15 protein-coding genes, 1 tRNA gene and 1 pseudogene are annotated in these 19,125 nt (G+C 65.2%); 11 read left to right on the forward strand and 6 right to left on the reverse strand.

The genetic code is table 11. From position 1 onward, the window contains the following. Positions 1-341 precede the first annotated feature (341 nt). The 5 genes from M3G14_RS02310 to M3G14_RS02330 all read right to left on the reverse strand — a co-directional run bounded on the left by M3G14_RS02310 (position 342) and on the right by M3G14_RS02330 (position 5,651). The gene (locus M3G14_RS02310) at positions 342-1,028 is read right to left on the reverse strand and encodes a DUF305 domain-containing protein (RefSeq protein WP_259924391.1); all 687 of its coding nucleotides are present in this window, start codon (positions 1,026-1,028) and stop codon (positions 342-344) included. 87 nt (positions 1,029-1,115) lie between these two features. Continuing rightward, positions 1,116-3,311, reverse strand: a complete 2,196-nt coding sequence (locus M3G14_RS02315) for a copper-translocating P-type ATPase (protein WP_259924392.1) — start codon at positions 3,309-3,311, stop codon at positions 1,116-1,118. Positions 3,312-3,363: 52 nt separating this feature from the next. Further along, a complete protein-coding gene (locus tag M3G14_RS02320; protein WP_259924393.1) occupies positions 3,364-3,690 on the reverse strand; it encodes a heavy-metal-associated domain-containing protein in 327 nt (108 codons plus the stop codon). A 114-nt stretch (positions 3,691-3,804) separates the two neighbouring features. Continuing rightward, positions 3,805-4,932 carry a cell wall metabolism sensor histidine kinase WalK gene (locus M3G14_RS02325; protein ID WP_259924394.1) on the reverse strand — a complete coding sequence of 376 codons (1,128 nt, stop codon included), beginning with the start codon at positions 4,930-4,932 and terminating at the stop codon, positions 3,805-3,807. After that, positions 4,929-5,651, reverse strand: coding sequence for a response regulator transcription factor (locus tag M3G14_RS02330; RefSeq protein WP_259924395.1), 723 nt, complete (start codon positions 5,649-5,651; stop codon positions 4,929-4,931). The genes M3G14_RS02325 and M3G14_RS02330 overlap by 4 nt, the downstream gene beginning before the upstream one ends. Positions 5,652-6,054: 403 nt before the next feature. Here M3G14_RS02330 and M3G14_RS02335 point away from each other — a divergent pair, with 403 nt between their 5' ends. The 4 genes and pseudogenes from M3G14_RS02335 to M3G14_RS02350 form a co-directional block, all read left to right on the forward strand. Continuing rightward, on the forward strand, positions 6,055-6,630 hold the full coding sequence (locus M3G14_RS02335) for a CueP family metal-binding protein (RefSeq protein ID WP_259924396.1): 576 nt from the start codon (positions 6,055-6,057) through the stop codon (positions 6,628-6,630). Positions 6,631-6,701: 71 nt separating this feature from the next. Further along, a complete protein-coding gene (locus M3G14_RS02340) occupies positions 6,702-8,183 on the forward strand; it encodes a multicopper oxidase family protein (RefSeq protein WP_259924397.1) in 1,482 nt (493 codons plus the stop codon). Positions 8,184-8,397: 214 nt separating this feature from the next. Continuing rightward, on the forward strand, positions 8,398-8,616 hold the full coding sequence (locus tag M3G14_RS11675) for a hypothetical protein (protein ID WP_396122175.1): 219 nt from the start codon (positions 8,398-8,400) through the stop codon (positions 8,614-8,616). Between the two features lie 199 nt (positions 8,617-8,815). After that, positions 8,816-9,443, forward strand: a pseudogene (locus M3G14_RS02350) (IS256 family transposase); the annotation flags it as partial. Between the two features lie 110 nt (positions 9,444-9,553). Here M3G14_RS02350 and M3G14_RS02355 read toward each other — a convergent pair. Then, positions 9,554-9,637, reverse strand: a tRNA-Leu gene (locus tag M3G14_RS02355). 169 nt (positions 9,638-9,806) lie between these two features. Here M3G14_RS02355 and M3G14_RS02360 point away from each other — a divergent pair. From M3G14_RS02360 to pknB, 7 genes are read left to right on the forward strand one after another with little or no spacing between them, the layout of a single operon-like run. Next, positions 9,807-10,706, forward strand: coding sequence for a DUF3662 and FHA domain-containing protein (locus M3G14_RS02360; protein ID WP_259924674.1), 900 nt, complete (start codon positions 9,807-9,809; stop codon positions 10,704-10,706). Between the two features lie 27 nt (positions 10,707-10,733). Next, the gene (locus M3G14_RS02365; protein ID WP_259924398.1) at positions 10,734-11,183 is read left to right on the forward strand and encodes an FHA domain-containing protein; all 450 of its coding nucleotides are present in this window, start codon (positions 10,734-10,736) and stop codon (positions 11,181-11,183) included. Continuing rightward, positions 11,180-12,532, forward strand: coding sequence for a PP2C family serine/threonine-protein phosphatase (locus tag M3G14_RS02370; protein ID WP_259924399.1), 1,353 nt, complete (start codon positions 11,180-11,182; stop codon positions 12,530-12,532). Before M3G14_RS02365 ends, M3G14_RS02370 begins: the two co-directional genes overlap by 4 nt. Position 12,533: 1 nt before the next feature. After that, on the forward strand, positions 12,534-13,898 hold the full coding sequence (locus tag M3G14_RS02375; RefSeq protein ID WP_259924400.1) for an FtsW/RodA/SpoVE family cell cycle protein: 1,365 nt from the start codon (positions 12,534-12,536) through the stop codon (positions 13,896-13,898). After that, a complete protein-coding gene (locus M3G14_RS02380) occupies positions 13,895-15,358 on the forward strand; it encodes a penicillin-binding transpeptidase domain-containing protein (protein ID WP_259924401.1) in 1,464 nt (487 codons plus the stop codon). The genes M3G14_RS02375 and M3G14_RS02380 overlap by 4 nt, the downstream gene beginning before the upstream one ends. Positions 15,359-15,407: 49 nt before the next feature. Beyond that, a complete protein-coding gene (locus M3G14_RS02385; RefSeq protein WP_259924402.1) occupies positions 15,408-16,961 on the forward strand; it encodes a serine/threonine-protein kinase in 1,554 nt (517 codons plus the stop codon). Beyond that, positions 16,961-19,081 carry a Stk1 family PASTA domain-containing Ser/Thr kinase gene (gene pknB / locus M3G14_RS02390; RefSeq protein WP_259924675.1) on the forward strand — a complete coding sequence of 707 codons (2,121 nt, stop codon included), beginning with the start codon at positions 16,961-16,963 and terminating at the stop codon, positions 19,079-19,081. Before M3G14_RS02385 ends, pknB begins: the two co-directional genes overlap by 1 nt. Positions 19,082-19,125: the final 44 nt, after the last annotated feature.

The following is a 19,125-nucleotide window of genomic DNA, read 5'->3' on the forward strand; positions in this document are numbered from 1 at the left end:
TTTGCCAGGATCCAAGGTAGCGCAGGTTAAACCGCGCAAAGTCTTGACCGAGTACGTCAAAAAGATTAAACCAAAAGTACGACGAGCCGGATACCGGAGCGTTGTCGCCTGGAGCCGCGTAGGCTCCAGAGCTTTTTCAGGGTTAAGGAAGCCATTTCCGCTCATACACGAGGGCGGGGCCGAGCGCCTTGACAAGTCGCGCGTTCGCCTTGCGCGCCGACTTACTGGCAAACGTTTCTTCGCGGTGACGGCGACCCATCGCTCGCAGCAGGTGACAATCGTCACGGTTATCCCTCTTTTTCAGATTCCTGTCCTCAGGATCAGAAAAAGACGGGGACCTGTCATAGGTCAGTGAGCATCTGCTGCATCTGGGCGATCTCGGCCTCCTGGTCGTTGATAATTTGTTCGGCCAGGGTGATCGCATGGGGATTCTGGCCGTCAGCAACCTCGTCACGGGCCATGTCGACCGCACCTTCGTGGTGGGCGGTCATCTGCTCCAGGTAGAGGCGGGCAGCCTCGGTGCCCTGGGCTTCCTCAAGGGCTGTCATGTCCTCCTGGCTCATCATCCCGCTCATGCCACCCATCTCGCCGTGATCCATTCCACCTATCTCGTCCATGGTCCCCATGCCCCCAGAGTCGGTGACCGGCTGCTGGCCCCAGGCCTCGAGCATGGCGTTCATCCGGTCAATCTCCGGTCCCTGGGCGTCAATAACCCCCTGGGCAAACTCCACGACCTGGGCGGGGATACCCTCCTTGGCCAGGAGCATCTCACTCATCTCCACGGCCTGCTGGTGATGGGGGATCATCATCTGGGCAAACATGATGTCCGCGTCGTTGTGATCGGCGGAGATCTCCCCGTCCTCCTCAGTCGTCGCCGTGGTGGTCTCGGTCGTCTCAGCGGTAGTCTTCGCAGTGCTGGTGGCCGAGGTGGTGGCGTCGGTATTGCCTGACTCGGTGGCCTCACCGCAGGCGGCCAGCACCAGGGTGGAGGCCACGGCGAGAGCGGAAAGAACAAGGGTGCGCTTCATGGTGGAGCCTTTCAGGGTCATATGGGGGCAGTGGAGAGAAGTGGTGGATCAGTGGACGGCGGTGGATTTCGGAGTAGGCGTGGTGTGTTACTCCTTCGGACTGGTAGGAGCCAGGTGGGCCGGGTCCAGATCAATCCGGCGCAACAGCTGGGCATTCAGGGCCACCACGATGGTTGAGGCAGACATCAAGATCGCGCCCACGGCCGGGGACAGCACGAACCCGATCGAGGCGAGCACTCCGGCGGCCAGCGGCACGGCGAGGATGTTGTAGCCAGAGGCCCAGATGAGATTCTGGATCATCTTGCGGTAGCTGGCCTGGGACAGCTCAATCATCGACAGCACTGCCCGCGGGTCATCACTGGCTAGGACCACCCCGGCAGATTCCATGGCCACATCCGTGCCGGCACCGATGGCGATACCGACCTCCGCGCGGGTCAGAGCGGGGGCGTCATTGACACCGTCACCGACCATGGCCACACTCAAACCCCGGTCCTGCAGCTGCATGACCTTGGTGTCTTTGTCCTGGGGCAGGACCTCGGCGAAGACCTCATCGATCCCCAGGTCCTGGCCAACCGCCTGGGCCACCTGCTGCGCGTCACCGGTGATCATCGCGACCTTCACCCCGCGGTCCTGCAGGGCTTTCACGGCGGCGCGGGATTCGGGGCGGATCTTGTCCTCGACGGCCACCGCACCGATGATCTGACCGTCGCGGACAATATGGAGCACACCGGCCCCACGCCCGGTCCAGGCGCTGGTGGTGTCGGTGAGCTCGGCCGGGGTGGTGAGATTGTACTCGCGCAGCATGTTCGGCCCGCCTACGAGGATCTCAGCGCCATCGACAGTGGCCCGGACCCCCCGGCCGGAGGCGGCGCTGAAACCAGTTGCACGCATTTGCCGACGGGAGGCCTCGGGATGGGCGGCCGCGGCCGCCACGATGGCGCGGGCCACGGGGTGTTCGCTGTCGGCCTCCGCGGCGGCGGCCAGGGCCAGCAGCTCACCCTCGGTGACGCCAACAGTTGCTGCGACACCGGTGACCGCGTGCGCACCCTCGGTCAGGGTGCCGGTTTTGTCGAAGAGCACCACGTCGATGGTGCGCATCCGCTCGAGCGCCATCCGGTCCTTGATGAGCACCCCGGATTTCGCGGCCCGCTCGCTGGAGATCGCAATGACCAGCGGAATCGCCAGGCCCAGGGCGTGCGGACAGGCGATGACCAGCACCGTGACCGTGCGCACCACGGCATCGTCCGGGCTGCCGATGATGGTCCACACCACCGCGGTGATCAGAGCGGAGATCAGCGCGAACCAGAACAACAACGCTGCCGCCCGATCCGCCAGGGCCTGGGCCCGGGAGGAGGACTCCTGGGCGTCGGCAACCATGCGTTGGATCCCGGCCAGGGCGGTGTCCCCGCCGGTAGCCTCCACCCGGATGCGGACGGTGTTGTCGGTGGCCACGGTACCGGCGACCACCTTGTCACCCGTGTCGCGGAAGACGGGACGGGATTCGCCGGTGATCATCGCCTCATCGAATTCGGCGGCTCCGTCGATGATGGTTCCGTCGGCCGGCACCCGGGCACCGGCCCTCACCAGCACGACGTCGTCGACGACCAGCTCGGAGATGGCCACGGTGCGGGTGGTCCCATCGATGACTTTCTCGGCCTCATCCGGCAGCAGGGCAGCCAGCGCGTCAAGCGCGGAGGACGCAGCCCCGAGAGCGCGCATCTCCAGCCAGTGGCCCAGCAGCATGATGGTCACCAGCAGGGCCAGCTCCCACCAGAAGTCCAGGTCAAAACCGCCCAGCCCCAGAGTGGTGACCCAGGAGGCGACAAACGCCACGGTGATGGCCATGGCGATCAGAAGCATCATCCCGGGTTGGCGGGATTTCAGTTCTTTCCATCCGCCCTTGAGGAAAGGCGTTCCGCCGCAGACGAAGATGATCGTGCCCAGCACCGGCGGGATCCAGGTGGATCCGGGGAATGCCGGGAGGTGGTAGCCGAGCAGGTGGGCGACCATGGGGCTGAAAATAACGACGGGAATGGACAGAATCAGCGACCACCAGAAGCGGTCCCGAAACATTGCGGTGCTGTGTCCGGCGTGTTCGCCGTGACCATGAACGTGGTGGTCTTCGTCCAGAGCGGAATGCGAGTGATCGTGGGGCATCGCCTGGCCGTGGGTGTCGGCATCTGCGTGGTGTTCGTGGCTGGCATGATCCGGGTGGTAGGCGTGGTCTGTTTCCGGAGCGGGGTGATCACCATGGTGATCGCCGGAATGGTGGGAAGTGCTCATGACGTTCCTTTCCGCTCAACCCGGTCGGGGTCGAGATGATGGGTAAAACTGATCAGGATAAAACGGTGTAGCCGGCCTCCGCGATGGCCCGGCGAACCATCTCCGGAGGTACGACACCGGTGACCGTGACGGTGGAAACACCACCAGCAGCGAGATCAATCTGGACGTCGTCGACCTGGGGGAGGGCCTGAAGGGCCTGGGTCACGCTTTTCACGCAATGCCCGCAGGTCAGGCCGGTGACCTGGTAGCTAGGGGAGGACCCTCCTGCTGACGAGTCGCTGGCGGCAGGGACGGAGGCGGTGTCGGCACGTGAGGCAGGTCCGCAACAGCTGCAGCCGTGGGAGGCCATCGGCAAGAGGCGGGGCGGGGAGGTGATCATGGGAAAGCTCCTTCGGTTCGGTGGGGTGCGGCAATTCCACACCCTAACGTATACCCCCCCGGGGTATATTTTCAAGGGGTGGAGGGCACGGCCCTCACGCGGGGCAGAGTGTGGTCACCGAGCAGCCTCCTCACTGTCGGGAGGGGACAGCGGGAGGCGGAGGGCAAACACCGCTCCGCGACCGGGTCCGGGGGAGGTGGCGGTGAGAGTGCCGCCGTGGGCCTCGATCAATGCCTTGGAGATGGTCAGACCGATACCGGACCCGCCGTTGTCCCGGCTGCGGGCGGCATCGCCCCGGTAGAAGCGTTCGAAGATGTGTCTGAGCTGGCCAGGTGGGATGCCCTCGCCGTCATCGGCGACGTGGATGAGCGCGGTGGACGCCCCCTGTCGGTGGACGCTGATCCGGACCTGCCCGCCGGCCGGGGTGTGCCGTAGCGCGTTCGACAGGAGATTGCTCATCACCTGGCCGAAGCGTTGCCGGTCCACGAGCACCCGGGCGGTGTCCGTAATGGTCTCGACCTGTAAATCGACGCCTTTGTCAGCATAAGCTTCCCCCGCGGCAGCAGCGGCGGTATGGAGCAGATCCCCGAGCCCTTCCTCTGCCAGGTCCAAATCGATCCGGTGTTCCTGGGCCCGGGAGACATCGTCAATGTCTTCCATCAACCGGGTCAGGCGGGTGAGTTGGTCAGCCATGATCGTGTGGTTGGCATTATTCCAGTCCACGACCCCATCCTGGAGACCATCGAGGTAGGCCGTGAGCACCGATAAGGGGGTGCCCATTTCGTGGGCCAGATCAGAGAGCATCTGGCGGCGGACCTGTTCGGTGTGTTCCAGCCGGTCAGCCATGGTGTTGAAGGCATACGCCAGGGTGGTGACCTCGGGGCCTGCTTCTCCGGCGGGCACGCGGATACGGTAGTTGCCGGCCGCCAGGCTGGTAGCGGCGCGGGTGAGATCCTGCAGGGGGGTGCGCAGGCGACGCGATAACCACAGGCTGGCCAGTAGGGCGCTGACCAAGGCAGTGGGCAGGGCGACGGTCAGGGTGATCAGGTTGGCGTCCCGGTAGGCCTGCTCGGCATGGAACAGCTCTAGCGAGGGGTCCTCCCGGCCGGCCATCAACATATGATCATGGAACAGGGTCGGGCCCACCGTCGTGGCCACGGCCGCGGCCACCAGCAGGCTAATCACCACGACCAACACCTGGGCGGCCAGGAAGCGGAAGGTCAGGCCGGGTCCGTGATTCATGGCTGCCCCACCCGGTAGCCCACGCCACGCACGGTGTCGATAAACCCCCGGCCTCGGGTGTCGGTGCCGAGCTTGCGACGCAAGTTGCCGATGTGGACATCGACGATGCGTTCATCACCGACCCAGGTGGTGTCCCAGACCTCGGTGACCAAGTCGTGGCGGGTCAGCGCCTGGCCGGGGCGCAGGGCCAGGGCAACCAGCAGCTCGAACTCCGTGCGGGTGAGCTCCACGGTCGTCTCCCCCACCCGCACCTGATGGGCGACGGGGTCAAGGATGAGGTCACCAACGATCAAGGGGGTGGTCACCTGCGGTGGGGTGGTGCTGGTGCGCGGGCGGCGCAGCACCGCATGCACTCGGGTCACCAGTTCCCGGATGCTAAAAGGTTTGGTGATGTAGTCATCCGCCCCCAGGGTCAAACCGCTGATCTTGTCGTCCTCGCTGCCACGCGCGGTGAGCATGAGGATGTAGCAGTCCGAGAAGGTGCGGATCCGTCGGCATACCTCCAGGCCGTCGAGTTCGGGCAGCCCCAGATCCAGCACCACAACATCTGGGGAAAAGCGACGGGCCTCGTCCACGGCCTGGGTGCCGGTGTGCGCCTGGCGGGTATCGAAGCCTGCCCGGATGAGGTAGGAGGCCACCATCTGAGCCAGGGGTTGTTCATCATCGACGACCAGCACCCGCCCCGGGGGCGTGGCGGTGGTCGGTGTGTGGTCAGCCATAGACTCCAGTATCGCTCCGGCCGGGGGGAATACCACCCTCGCTCAGTGCCCGGCGGGGAAATCTTCATCAAATCTTCAAACATCACCCTTCGACCGCCGTCACCCCTGTGCCCCACCCCGGGCCGGTGGCATCGCCTCCCCTGGTCGGTTCAGCAGGCGCCACCAGGGATTTCACTGCCTGCACCGCATACCCGGGGCGGGTACAAGGGCATCGCCCACGGCTGTGGGGTGGTGTCCCGGTGGTGACCCAGCCCACCAAATTCACGCCCTTTTCGCCCTGTTATAAGGCTGTGAGCAGGGTTTTTGACTTCTAGTCCGTCAGGCACCCGTGCTAGATAAAGGTATGGCACCGACCTTGAGGCGGTGTCTTCTCACAGTGTTACCACGATCCAAGGAGATTGACGTGAAACGAGCAGCGATCGCAGTCGCCGCCCTTGCCCTCGCCCTCACGGGGTGTTCGGCCGCCGACCCGGAACCCACGGCCGACGGGACGGTGTCCCAGGATACTTTCCTGACTACCCATGGCCTGGCCGACATGGACGCGGTGGAGATCATTGATCACCTTGACCGGCAGAAGGTCACTGAGCGTCCCACGGATCTGATCGCCTCAGTGCGTGCCGATGAACTGCTGCTCTCGAGCGGTGACCAGGAAGTCGTGGTCGATCTTCCCGACAATCAGACGTATGTCTCGATCGCACCCTATCTCACCTCCACCCACGACTGCTTCTACCACAGCCTCACGACCTGCCTGGGGGAACTCAACAATGAGGATATCCAGGTCACGATCACCGATGAGGCGACCGGTGAGGTGCTGGTGGACGAGGCGACAACTACCTTCGACAACGGGTTTATTGGCTTTTGGCTTCCCGATGATGTCACCGGCCTGATTGAGGTCAGCTACCAGGGGCGTACCGGCACCACGGAGTTTTCCACCACCGACGACGGTGCCACCTGTGTCACAAACCTGCGCCTGACGTGATGGCTCAGCAGGGTCCTCACCTGCGCCTGTCTCCCATGTCACTGAAATCTTGCACCAAGGACGGTTAAATCATGACGAACGCTTTTTCCCGACGACAGTTTCTGCTCGGCGGGCTCGTCCTCGCCGGCACCGGGGCCGTGGCCGCCTGCACCAGCGACCCTGGACCCGCTGCCTCGGCACCAGGTCCCTCCCTCCGCCCCACTCCCACCCCCACTGCGCTCGGTGAGCCGACGGTGCGCCGGACACTGACCGCCCGGCCCCTCTCCCTGGATATCGGCGGCATCGAAGCCAAGACGTGGGGATACGTCTCTGACACCGGGGATGCGGCCATTGAGGCCACCGTCGGCGACGTCCTCCAGGTCGATATCACCAATGAACTGCCTGAGAGCACCTCCATCCACTGGCATGGCATCGCACTCCACAACGCAGCCGACGGTGTGCCCGGCATGACCCAGGACCCCATTGAACCTGGCGAGTCTTTCTCCTATGTTTTTGAAGTCCCCCACGGTGGCACCTACTTCTACCATTCCCACACCGGCCTGCAGCTTGATCGCGGCCTCCACGCCCCACTGATCATCCGTGACCCGCAAGACGCTGAGGACCAGGACGTCGAGTGGACCATCGTGCTCGACGACTGGGTCGATGGCATTCAGGGCACTCCCGACGATGAGCTCGACAAGCTCACCGGAATGGGTTCGGGCGACCATAACGAGACGATGGGAATGGGAGGTCACGGCCAGATGATGCACGGCACCCCGGACCGGGTACTGGGCGGGGATGTCGGCGATGTGATGTATCCGCACTACCTCATCAACGGACGTATCCCCCGTGCTCACCGGACCTTCGAGGCTCGCCCGGGCGATAAGGCCCGCCTGCGGTTTATCAACTCCGGCGGTGACACCATCTTCAAGGTGGCCCTCGGTGGTCACCGCATGACCGTCACCCACACCGACGGCTTCCCTGTCCAGCCCTGGGAGACCGAATCGATCTACCTGTCGATGGGCGAACGTGTCGACGTCGAGGTCATCCTCGGCGACGGCATCTTCCCGCTCACGGCTTTGGCGGTGGGTAAGGACGACCGCGCCTTCGCCGTCATCCGCACCGCCGGCGGCGAGGCCCCCCGCCCCGATGTCGACTTCCCCGAGTTGTCGTCCACCGGACTGCTTCTGTCCTCCCTGAAGCCAGCAGACCGTGCACTCCTGCCCGAGGGCACACCAGACCGAGAAGTCAGCATCGACCTGGGCGGGCAGATGATGCCGTATGAATGGAGCATTCTCACCGACGGCCAATCCTCCTCCGCGACCGTGCAGGAGGGCCAGCGCCTGCGGATGGTCATGCGCAACAGGACCATGATGCCCCATCCCATGCACATCCACGGCCACACGTGGGCGCTGCCCGGCAGCGGCGGGCTACGCAAGGACACCGTCCTTCTCCGCCACGGTGAAACCATGATCGCCGACCTGATCGCTGACAACCCCGGTGAGTGGGCATTTCACTGCCATAACGCCTATCACATGGAAACCGGGATGCTCAGCTCGCTTCGCTACGAGTAACCCCCACAGCAGGGTTGAGTGCCGAGGTGGGCAGAGTTGCTGCAGATCACCCACCGGGCAGCACGAGGACCTTCCTCAGTGTTGTGGTCTTCCGGGACAACCAGAACACCGTCTGCTTCCCCACCGCCCCGGAATAAGGAGATCTAATCCATGCCGAGCACATCCCCGCAGAGCCGCCATCGCGGTTGCCGCAGTGCTCACCGTCGTGCCCCTGATGGCCTGTTCCTCAGGCGACGGCACCCGAAACGCCGTCGCCGTCGGGGGCACCTTCCAGTTCCACTCACCAGGAGGCCAAACCGAGATTATCTACGCAGAGGAGGAACGTGCCCCGCTGCCGGACTTCTCCGGCCGGTCGCTGATGGGGGAAAGTGAGGAGATCAGCCTGTCTGATTTTGAAGGCGAGGTCGTCGTCCTCAACACTTGGGGCCAGTGATGTGCACCGTGTCGGGCGGAAGTCGATGACCTGCAGCTTGTCCAGGAGACTCTCGACCCCCTCGGTGGCACGGTGCTGGGCATCAACGTCCGTGACTACAACCAGACCATCGCCCAGGACTTCAAACTCGACAACGCGGTGACCTATCCCTCGATCTACGACCCGCCGTTTCGTATCGCTGCGGCCCTGGGTGGGGTGCCGCTACACCACCTCACGCCCACGCACAGATGCCGGGCGGACCATTTACCAGCTTGCGCTGAAACTGACCCGGATCACCACCCTGGATGAAGCTGCCACATGGGGCGCGCAACTACATGAATTCTCCACCATCTACCACGCCTGGATGAACGAGAAAACCACGGTCAAAGACCCCAAAACAGGTACGTTGACCCGTGTGTGGACACACCACAACGTGCGCAAGGCCTACAACAGTCTCAACCACCTCTGGCGAAGCGACCTGCTGTTTGTCTACCTCAAGCCCCCAGAAACAATCCTTGAACCTGACCGGATCAAATCCACCACAAACAGTCTTGAAGGCGGCATCAACGCCCAACTCAAACTGCTCGCCAGGACACACCGCGGCAGATCGGGGGGAACGACAACGCCGAATGCTGGATTGATGGCTCTACTTAAAAACAGAACTGCCTGACGACCCAATACGAATCGCCAAGCAATCCAACTGGGGCCAGGACCAACTCGCCAAAGTAACAACCCTGACCCACAACGAGAACCAAGCCGACCACCAAACCGGACGACCAGCCCTCTACGACAACGCTATCGACACCAACTACACCCACTCAATCGGCATCCAAGAAGGCCAAATCTAACCCCCACGACACGCCGAGCCAGACACACATTTTGTCGTTTAAGCCCACGCACCCGCCACGCAGACGTCGACAAGCGAAAAGGCCCCGCTCTCGCGAGGCCTTCCGGTTTGTGCCCGGGGGGGGACTTGAACCCCCACGATCTTGCGATCACTGGCACCTGAAGCCAGCGCGTCTGCCAATTCCGCCACCCGGGCGGGCGACTTGATTAATATAACACCACACTCCGAACAACTACCAAATCGCCACGTCATACCGCATTTTCGCGTTTTGAACTAGGCGCGCGGGCCTGGCCCATTTATACTTGCGTGTTTATAGGACATCAGTGAGAAGCAGATGAGCAGCTGGGAAGGAGGTGCGGGCAGCATGGGCGTGATGGATCGGCTGGCAAAGCTGGACTCGTCGATGCAGCGTGGCCTGGACAATTCCATGGCGGCGCTGTTCGGCGGCAAGGTTGTGCCGGCGGAGATTGAAGAGTTGGTGAAGCAGGAGGCGCAAGACTCCGTGGTGGTCACTGACATGGACGAGTACGTCTCGCCAAACGTGTTTGCGGTGGGTGTGTCCTCGAAGGACTTGGAAAACCTTTCGCAGCACCGTGACCTGCCCGCGGACCTCGCCGAGCAGCTCATGCGGTACGTGCGCAACCTGGGGTGGTTCCTGGATGGGCCGCCCGTGGTGCGTATCGCTGAGGAGTCCGGGTTGCGGACGGGCCAGTTGCGCGTGTCGTCGTATATCGACCAGGAGCCCGACGTGGTCAGCGGCTTCGACGCGATTGTGGCGGAGCCGAAGAAGAAGCGCCGCCACGCCCGGGTTCCTAAAGATCACAAGGATCAGGAGGATCACATGAATGAGCCAAATGCGGCACAGCCTACGGGCGGCACGCCCACGGTGAGCCTGCTGCTGCAGGACGGGTCGTCGCGCACCTATCTGGTGCATGAGGGCTCGAATATTTTGGGCCGCTCGAACGACGCGGACTTCCGCCTGCCGGACACGGGCGTGTCCCGCCAGCACGCGGAGATCACCTGGGACGGCGAGGTCGCGGTGCTGGTTGACCTGCAGTCCACCAACGGCACCACCGTCAATGAGGAGCCAGTGGAGAACTGGATGCTTGCCGACGGCGACGTGATCACCCTCGGCCACTCCCACATCGAGGTCCGCATCGTCGAACCGCTGGCGAACGCGGCGCAGGCAGCAGCCCCGGCCGCTGCGGACGTCGAGGATGCGCAGGTCGACGCGCACCCGCGTACTGAGTTTTTCCGCCCTTAAGCCGCCAAGTGTTTTAAAAGGAGCCTCATGGATTCCGCTGTGATTCTCAGCGCGCGCTTCGGCCTGCTCGCCCTGGTGTGGGTGTTCATCCTGCTGGTGCTGTGGGTGCAGCGCAAGGACGTGGTCAGGGCTGCGGGCACGGTCCGCAGGCAAGCGACTAGCGCGGCACCAGTGCGCCGCGAGAAGGCACGTCAGCTTGCGGTAGTTGAGGGCCCGCTCAAAGGCTCCCACATGGAAATTGCCAGCCTGGAAGACTTAACTATTGGTCGAGCCGGCGACAACGATTTTCAGCTCGGCGATGATTTCGCCTCCTCCACCCACGCGCGCCTCTTCCGCCGGGGCAGCGAGTGGTTCATCGAGGACATGGATTCGCGCAACGGCACGTTTGTCAACGGGACGCGCATTGACCAGCCGGAAAGGGTGTCTGTGGGCACGGATATAAAGATGGGACGCACGATTGTGAGGTTGATGCCATGAGTTTGCGCCTGAACTTTGTCGCTGCCTCCGACCGCGGCCTGGTCCGCGGCAATAACGAGGACTCGGCGTACGCGGGCCCGCACCTGCTCGTGCTCGCCGATGGCATGGGCGGCCATGCTGCGGGCGAGGTCGCCTCGCAGCTGATGGTCGAGCACATGGAGCACCTGGACCGCGATCCGGAGGACGCCGATATGCTCGCGCTGCTCGGCGCCGCAGCGGATGATGCGAACGCGTCGATCTCGTCGTCTGTGGCCGACCACCCGGAGCAGGCTGGGATGGGCACGACGCTGACCGCCCTGATGTTTAATGGCCAGGCGCTGGGCCTGATTCATGTCGGTGATTCGCGGGGCTATCTGCTTCGCGACGGAGCGTTGACCCAAATCACCGAAGACGATACCTTCGTTCAGTCCCTGGTCAACGAGGGCAAGCTGGAGCCGGAGGACGTGTCCAGCCACCCGCAGAAGTCGCTGATTTTGAAGGCGTACACCGGCCGCCACGTCGAGCCCCACCTGGAGATGGTGGAGGTCAAGCCGGGCGATCGCCTCCTGTTGTGCTCTGACGGTTTGTCGGATCCGGTCAGCCCCGAAACTATCGAGGTAGCGCTGGCGCAGGGCACCCCGGAGATCGCCTCCCAGCGGCTCATCGAGCTCGCGTTGCGCTCCGGCGGGCCGGACAACATCACCGTCGTGGTGGCCGACGTGGTCGACGACGAAGAGGCGGATGCCCCCGAGCTGCCAAGCACCCCGGCGCTGGCCGGCGCGCTCGCGCCGGACTACGAGCAGTCCCACCCTGATTCCTCGGCCAGCCGTGCCGCGGCGATCATGCGCAAGTCCGAGACCATCCCGCCGAACCAGAACCGGGCCAGCCGCACCGAGGCCGGCACCGGCGACGCTGACGAGGACTCCGACGAGGAGGATCATCCGCGAGGCGCAGCGAGTCGTTGGCCGTGGATAGTCGGCGCCCTTGTCCTCGCGATCGCGCTGGTGGTTGGCGGCCTGTGGTGGGTCAACCAGCGCGACAATGACCAGTACTTCATCACCACTGACGACGAGGGCAACTACCTCATCGAGCACGGCTCGAAGAAGTCGCACTCGCCGGTGCAGCAGGCCTGCATCGACGAGAAGAACAACCTGCGCATCGTCTCGGCCGCTTCCGTCCCGGAGGACTGCAATGTGTTCAGCCAGGACGACCTGCCGGCGAGCCAGCACTCGGTGGCGGAGAACTTCGGCGGCGGGTCCTACGACGACGTGCTGGGGCTGATCGGCCGCATGGCCGACGAGGCCCTGCCGGTGTGCGTGGACAGTGAGGGTGCAGACAAGGACGCCGAGGCGTGCAGGAAGGTGAGCTAGCGTGAAGAGGATTTTCTCCCGCAACCTCGAGCTTCTCCTCCTGCTGTGCTCGGCAGGACTGTTGCTCCTCATGGTCTTCGGGCTGGAGCTGAGCCAGGGACGCACCCTGTCGACCGACATGCTCTACCTCGTCGGCGGATTCGTTGGTGTCTACGCCATCGCACACGTCGCGATCTGCTTGCTTGCCCCGCGCGCCGACCAGGTGATGCTGCCCGTGGTCTCGCTGCTCAACGCGGTGGGCCTGGTCTTGATCTACCGCCTCGACCTCGCCGAGCGCCCCGGCTACGGCCCGCTGGCGGAGCGGCAGGTGCTGTGGTCGCTGGTCGGCGTGGTGCTCATGGTGCTCACGCTTGTGATCGTGCGCGACCACAAGGCGCTGTCGCGCTACTCCTACCTGCTCGGGCTTGCCGGGCTGATCCTGCTTGCGCTGCCACTGGTGTGGCCGCAGCCGGAGGGCTACGCGGACGCGCGCATCTGGCTGTGGCTCGGGCCCTTTTCCATCCAGCCCGGCGAGTTTTCCAAGATCCTGCTGCTCATCTTCTTCGCGCAGCTGCTCACCATGAAGCGCAGCCTGTTTACCGTGGCCGGCTGGCGTTTTCTGGGCATGACGTTTCCGCGCGTGCGCGACCTCGCACCGATTCTCATGGTGTGGGCGGTTGCCATGCTGATCATGGCGGTCTCCAACGACTTCGGCCCGGCCCTATTGCTCTTCGCCACCGTGTTGGGCATGGTCTACTTCGCCACCGGGCGTACCTCCTGGCTGGTCATCGGGCTGGGATTGGTGGCTATTGGCGGCTACGCCGTCTACCAGGTCAGCGAGAAGATCCAGACCCGCTTTTCCAACTTCATCGACCCCTTTAGCGACTTCGAGGGGATGGGCAACCAGCCCGCCAACGCGCTGATTGGCTTGAGCTGGGGCGGCATTACGGGCACGGGCCTAGGCTACGGCCACCCGGAGCTGGTGCCCGTGGCGCACTCGGACTACATCCTGGCCGCCTTAGGCGAGGAGCTCGGCTTCTTCGGCATCGCCGCCGTGCTGTGCCTCTTTGCCATCCTGATCACCCGCGGTTTTCGCGCCGCGATGCAGGTGCGCGACACCTACGGCAAGCTGCTGGCCTCGGGGTTGGCGCTGACGTTGGCCATCCAGATCTTCGTGGTGGCCGGAGGGATTTCCTCCATGCTGCCGATGACGGGGCTGACCACGCCATTTATGTCCGCCGGCGGCTCGTCGATTATGGCGAACTACATTCTGGTGGGCCTTTTGCTGCGCATCTCGCACAGCGCGAATACGCCGACCGAGTACGACGCCTCGGCGATCGCCTCGGGGAACAAGACCGCCGGTGCGGAGGTGGCACAGGCACGATGAATACCACTATTCGACGCGGCGCCATCCTCTCGCTCCTGCTGGTCATCGCCCTGCTGATCAACTTCACCGTGGTGCAGGGCTTCCGCGAGGAGGAGTACGCGCAGGATTCGCGGAACTCGCGCACCTTCATGGAGCTGAAGAAGGTCAACCGCGGCCAGATCAACGCCGGCGGGCAGGTGCTCGCCGAGTCCTACCGCGACGAGGCCACCGGCTTCTACCAGCGCACCTACCCCAACATGCCCTATTCTTTCGGGCCGGTGGTGGGCTACGTCTCGGACCAATTCGGCACCTCGCAGCTGGAATCCACCTTTAACGCAGAGCTCAACGGCGATGGGAAAGGCTCCCAGTCGCGCTTTACGCGCACGGGCCTGGAGCAGGACCGGGTGGGCAACTCGGTCGAGCTCTCGCTCGACCCCAACCTGCAGGCCTTTGCCTACGAGCAGCTGTCCAGCAACAACTACGACGGCGCGATCGTCGCGCTGCGCCCTTCCTCCGGGCAGGTGCTGGCGATGGCGTCGACGCCGTCCTTTGATCCGAACAGCATCGCCTCCCCCGCCACTGCGGCGGACGCCTGGGGGCAGCTGAACAACGACCCGAAGCAGCCGCTGCTCAACCACGCGGCCCAGGAGCAGCTGCCGCCGGGCTCGATCTTCAAGATCATCACCACCGCGGCAGCCTTGCGCAACGGCTACACGCCGGACTCCCCGCTGACAGGGGACGCGCAGATCACGCTGCCCGGCACCAACGTGCCGCTGACAAACTACGGCGGTCAGGCCTGCGCCGGCGGCGGGCAGGTCACGCTCACCACGGCGTTCTCCCTGTCGTGTAACACCGCGTTTGTGCAGATGGCGCTGCAAATGGGCGCGGACCCGCTGCGCAAGGCGGCCACGGACTTCGGCATCGGCGAGCGCTACGACCTCGCCGAGCTGGGCGTGCCGAACGCCGCCGGTTCCCTGGGCGAGATTCCCGGCGCGGCCGAGCTGGGCCAGTCCGCGATCGGCCAGCGCGACGTCACCATGACCGCGCTGCAGGCCGCCGTGATGGCGGGCGTGGTGGCCAACGAGGGCAAGCGCATGCGCCCCTATGTGGTCAACCGCGTGGTCACCTCCGATCTGCGCACGATGAAAGAGACCAAGCCGAAGCAGCTCGCCGAGGCGCTGACCCCCGAGGAGGCTGGCACGCTCACCAACCTCATGTTCGCCTCCGAGCGCGCGACCTGGGGCTACGACGGCAACGGCTTCGCCTCCAAGACGGGCACCGCCGAGCACGCCGAGGGCGCGGCCCCGCACGTGTGGTACGTCGCCTTCGACCCGGCCAAGGATGTCGCCGTGGGCGTGGTGGTGAAAAACGGCGGGCACTTGGGCGCCGGCGCCACCGGCGGGCAGGTCTCCGGCCCGCTGGGTCGCGCGGTATTGCGAGCCGCGCCCGCTGCGCCGGTGGATGAAGGGGCGGCACAATGATGGGTACACGGGGCGTCGACAAGCATGAAGCAGACGAAGGACACGAACGATGAACACTGAGAACCGCGAAGAACTACAGAAGCTCATCGGCGACGACTACCAGCTGCAATGGGTGATCGGGCACGGCGGCATGTCCACCGTATGGCTCGCAGACGACCCGGAAAACGACCGGGAGGTCGCGCTGAAGGTGCTGCGGCCTGAGTTCAGCTCCAACGACGAATTCCTCGCCCGCTTCCGCAACGAGGCGCTCGCCGCCGAGGGCATCAACTCGCCCAACGTGGTGGCCACCTACGACTACCGCGAGCTGGAGTCGCCGTCCGGGGCAGCGATGTGCTTCATCGTCATGGAGTACATCCGCGGCGAATCCCTCGCCGACCTGATTAAGCGCGAGGGCGCGCTCGACGAGGAGCTCGCGCTCGACGTGCTCGAGCAGGCCGCCCACGGCCTGGCCGTGATCCACCGCATGGGGCTAGTGCACCGCGATATTAAGCCCGGCAACCTCATGATCACCCAGAACGGGCAAATCAAGATCACGGACTTCGGTATCGCCAAGGCCGCGGCCGCCGTGCCGCTGACCCGCACCGGCATGGTGGTCGGCACCGCGCAGTACGTCTCGCCGGAGCAGGCCCAAGGCATGAAGGTCTCCGCGGCTTCCGACGTCTACTCGCTCGGCGTCGTCGGCTACGAGATGCTCGCCGGCGCCCGCCCCTTTACCGGCGATTCCTCGGTCTCGGTTGCGCTCGCGCACGTGTCCGCCGAGCCGCCCGCGCTGCCGATTTCCGTGTCCGCTCCGGCGCGCGAGCTCATCGAGATCGCCCTGCGCAAGGACCCTCGCCAGCGCTTCCGCGACGGCAACGAGATGCAGCTGGCCGTCGAGCAGGTGCGCCAGGGGCTGCGGCCCGCCCAGCCCGGCGGCCAGACCGCGGTGATCGCCACCGAACCCTCGCCCACCGAGTCGACCCAGATGCTCGCGGATGTGGCCGAGGAGCGCACCACCCGCCCCGCCGGCGCGTACCCGCCGTCCGCCGCCCGGGCCGTCGCTTCTCGACGCCCACCTGCCCCTCCCGCACCCGCCTCCTCCCGCGCCGGCGGCTACCGGGAGACCGCGCCTGCGCCGCAGGAGAAGAAGCCCTCGAAGGCCGGACCGATCGTGGCCGGCCTGCTCGCCCTGCTGCTTGTCGGCGGGATCGCGGCGTGGGCGGCGACCAGCGGCGTACTCGACGGGGTGCTCGGTGGCAGCAAGACCTCGACGCCGACGCAGCCAAGTGTGGTCACACAGACCGAAACCGTGGAATCCACCCCGAGCGAAGAGGAAGAAGAGCCGGAGACGGTGACCCGCAGCCGCGAAACGGTGACCCGCGAGGTGGAAGAGCCCGAGACCTTGACCTTCAGCGAGGAAAACACCCCGGAGCCTGAGCAGTCGACGCACCAGTCGACGAGTGCTGCGCATTCGCCGACGCGGGCGTCGACAAGCGCGGCGAGTGAGCCCACAACCGAGCAGAGCCAGCCGGCCGCCCCCAGCGAGACTGGCGGGGCGGGCAATGGCGCAGGTGAGATAGAATTGCCTGACGTGGAAGAAATCCTCGGAGGTAATGCGCAATGATGATCGCCAACCGCTACGAGCTCGGTGACGTCATCGGCACCGGCGGCATGAGCGACGTCTACGCGGCCACCGACACGGTGCTGGGACGCACCGTCGCGCTCAAAATGCTCAAGATGGACATGGCCCGCGACGAGAGCTTCCGCGAGCGTTTCCGCATGGAGGCGCAGAATTCGGCGCGGCTGAACCACCCCAACATCGTGGGCGTCTACGACACGGGCACCGAGGCGGTCGAGGGCGTTGACGTGCCGTTTATCGTCATGGAGCGGCTCACCGGGCGCAACCTGCGCGATATTATCCGCGAGGACGGGCCGCTGCCACCGCAGCGCGCCGCCGCCCTGCTCGGGCCGGTGGCCAAGGCGCTGCAGGCCAGCCACGACGCGGGCATTATCCACCGCGACATCAAGCCGGCCAACATCATGGTGACCAACACCGGCGAGGTCAAGGTAATGGACTTTGGCATCGCCCGCGCCGTGGACGATTCCTCCTCCGTGCACACGCAGACCTCGGCGGTGATCGGCACCGCGCAGTACCTCTCCCCGGAGCAGGCGCGCGGCAAGTCGGTGGACAACCGCTCCGACATCTACGCGCTGGGCTGCGTGATGTACGAGATGGTCACCTCGACCCCGCCGTTTGAGAGCGAGTCGCCTTTCGGCGTGGCCTACATGCACGTGCAGGAGGACCCGCAGCCGCCGAGCGAGCGGCTCGCGGAACTCGGCCGTACCCAGGGTGGTGCCGCCGAGGCCTCCGCCGCGTTGACGGACAACGAGGCGGTCAACCTGGATTCTGTCATCCTCACCGCGATGGCGAAGCACCCGGCGGATCGCTACCAGTCGGCCGCCGAGATGGGCGAGGATCTCGCGCTTTTGGAGCGCGGCAGCGTCACCCACGCCGCCCGCACCTACCTCGCCGCCGCCGAGCGCGACCAGCAGGGCGCGCACGCGGCACCCGAGGCACCCGAGGCGACCGACGCCACCGTGGTTACCGGCCAGCCCGTGCCAGCGGCCGTCGCCGCGCGGCCGCAGGGCACCACGCGCTACGAGGACCATCGCCGCTCGCACGAGAAGCGCTCTTCGTCGTGGATGAAGTGGGTCGCAGCGCTGCTCGGCATCATTTTGCTGGCCGCGGCCTCCTGGCTGGCGTACTCCTACTTCTCCCCCACCAAGGACGGGGACAACAGCAAGGTCGAGGAGTCCATGGTGAAGGTGCCGGACGTCGCCGGTAAACCGCGCGACGAGGCCATCGCCGAGCTCGAGGGCCTGGGCTTCCAGGTGGCCGTGAGCGACGAGCCGAGCCCCGATTTCAAGCGCGGCGACGTCATCAGCACGAACCCGGCCCCGGGCTCCGAGCTGCAGCGCGGCACCCTGATCACGCTCAACGTGTCCAGCGGCAAGGAGGTCACCGACGTCCCGGACCTGACCAACATGGACCCGCAGGAAGCGCAGGCCGCACTGGAAGAGGCAGGCCTGGAGCTCAACTCCGACATCCGTCGCGAGTCCTCCGAGGACGTGCCCGAGGGCGTGATCATTTCGCAGCACCCGGCTGCCGGCTCGCAGCTGTCGAAGGGCAGCAAGGTCACCATTACCGTGTCGACGGGGCGTAAGAAGGTGGAGGTGCCTTCCCTGGTGGGGCTCAACGTCAACCAGGCCACCGCGACCTTGTCGCAGCTGGACCTGCGCGCTACCGTCACCCGGATCGACTCCGAGCGCCCCGACGGCGAGGTGCTCGCCGTCGCGGGTGAAAACACCGAGGTCGACACCGGCACCACGGTCGAGCTGCGCGTGTCCAACGGCATGCTCATGCCGATGCCGCAGATCACCCGCATGGACGTCAACGAGGCTGACCGGAAGCTTCGCGACGCCGGCTGGAACGGGCGCCTCGTCGCAGGCCCCACAGTGCCTACCGGCGCGATGGTGGACGCAGGCCTGATCGGGCATCAGGGCACCGAGGTCGGCGAGCTCATCCGCAAGGACCAGGCCATCGGCTACAACCTCTGGGAGTTCGACGCAGGCGAGCTCAACCCCCTGAAGAATAATGCAGCCGGCGAGCAGCCTGGTAAGGTAACGGGCCAGAATGCCAATGGGCGCCCGCTGGGCGACGCGCTTCGCGGAATCGGCCTATAAACAAGGGCCGCTTCCCACCCAGTAGCAAGCGCCGGAGTAGAAAG

It is taken from the genome of Corynebacterium sp. p3-SID1056, from assembly GCF_025152525.1.
Classification (GTDB): domain Bacteria; phylum Actinomycetota; class Actinomycetes; order Mycobacteriales; family Mycobacteriaceae; genus Corynebacterium.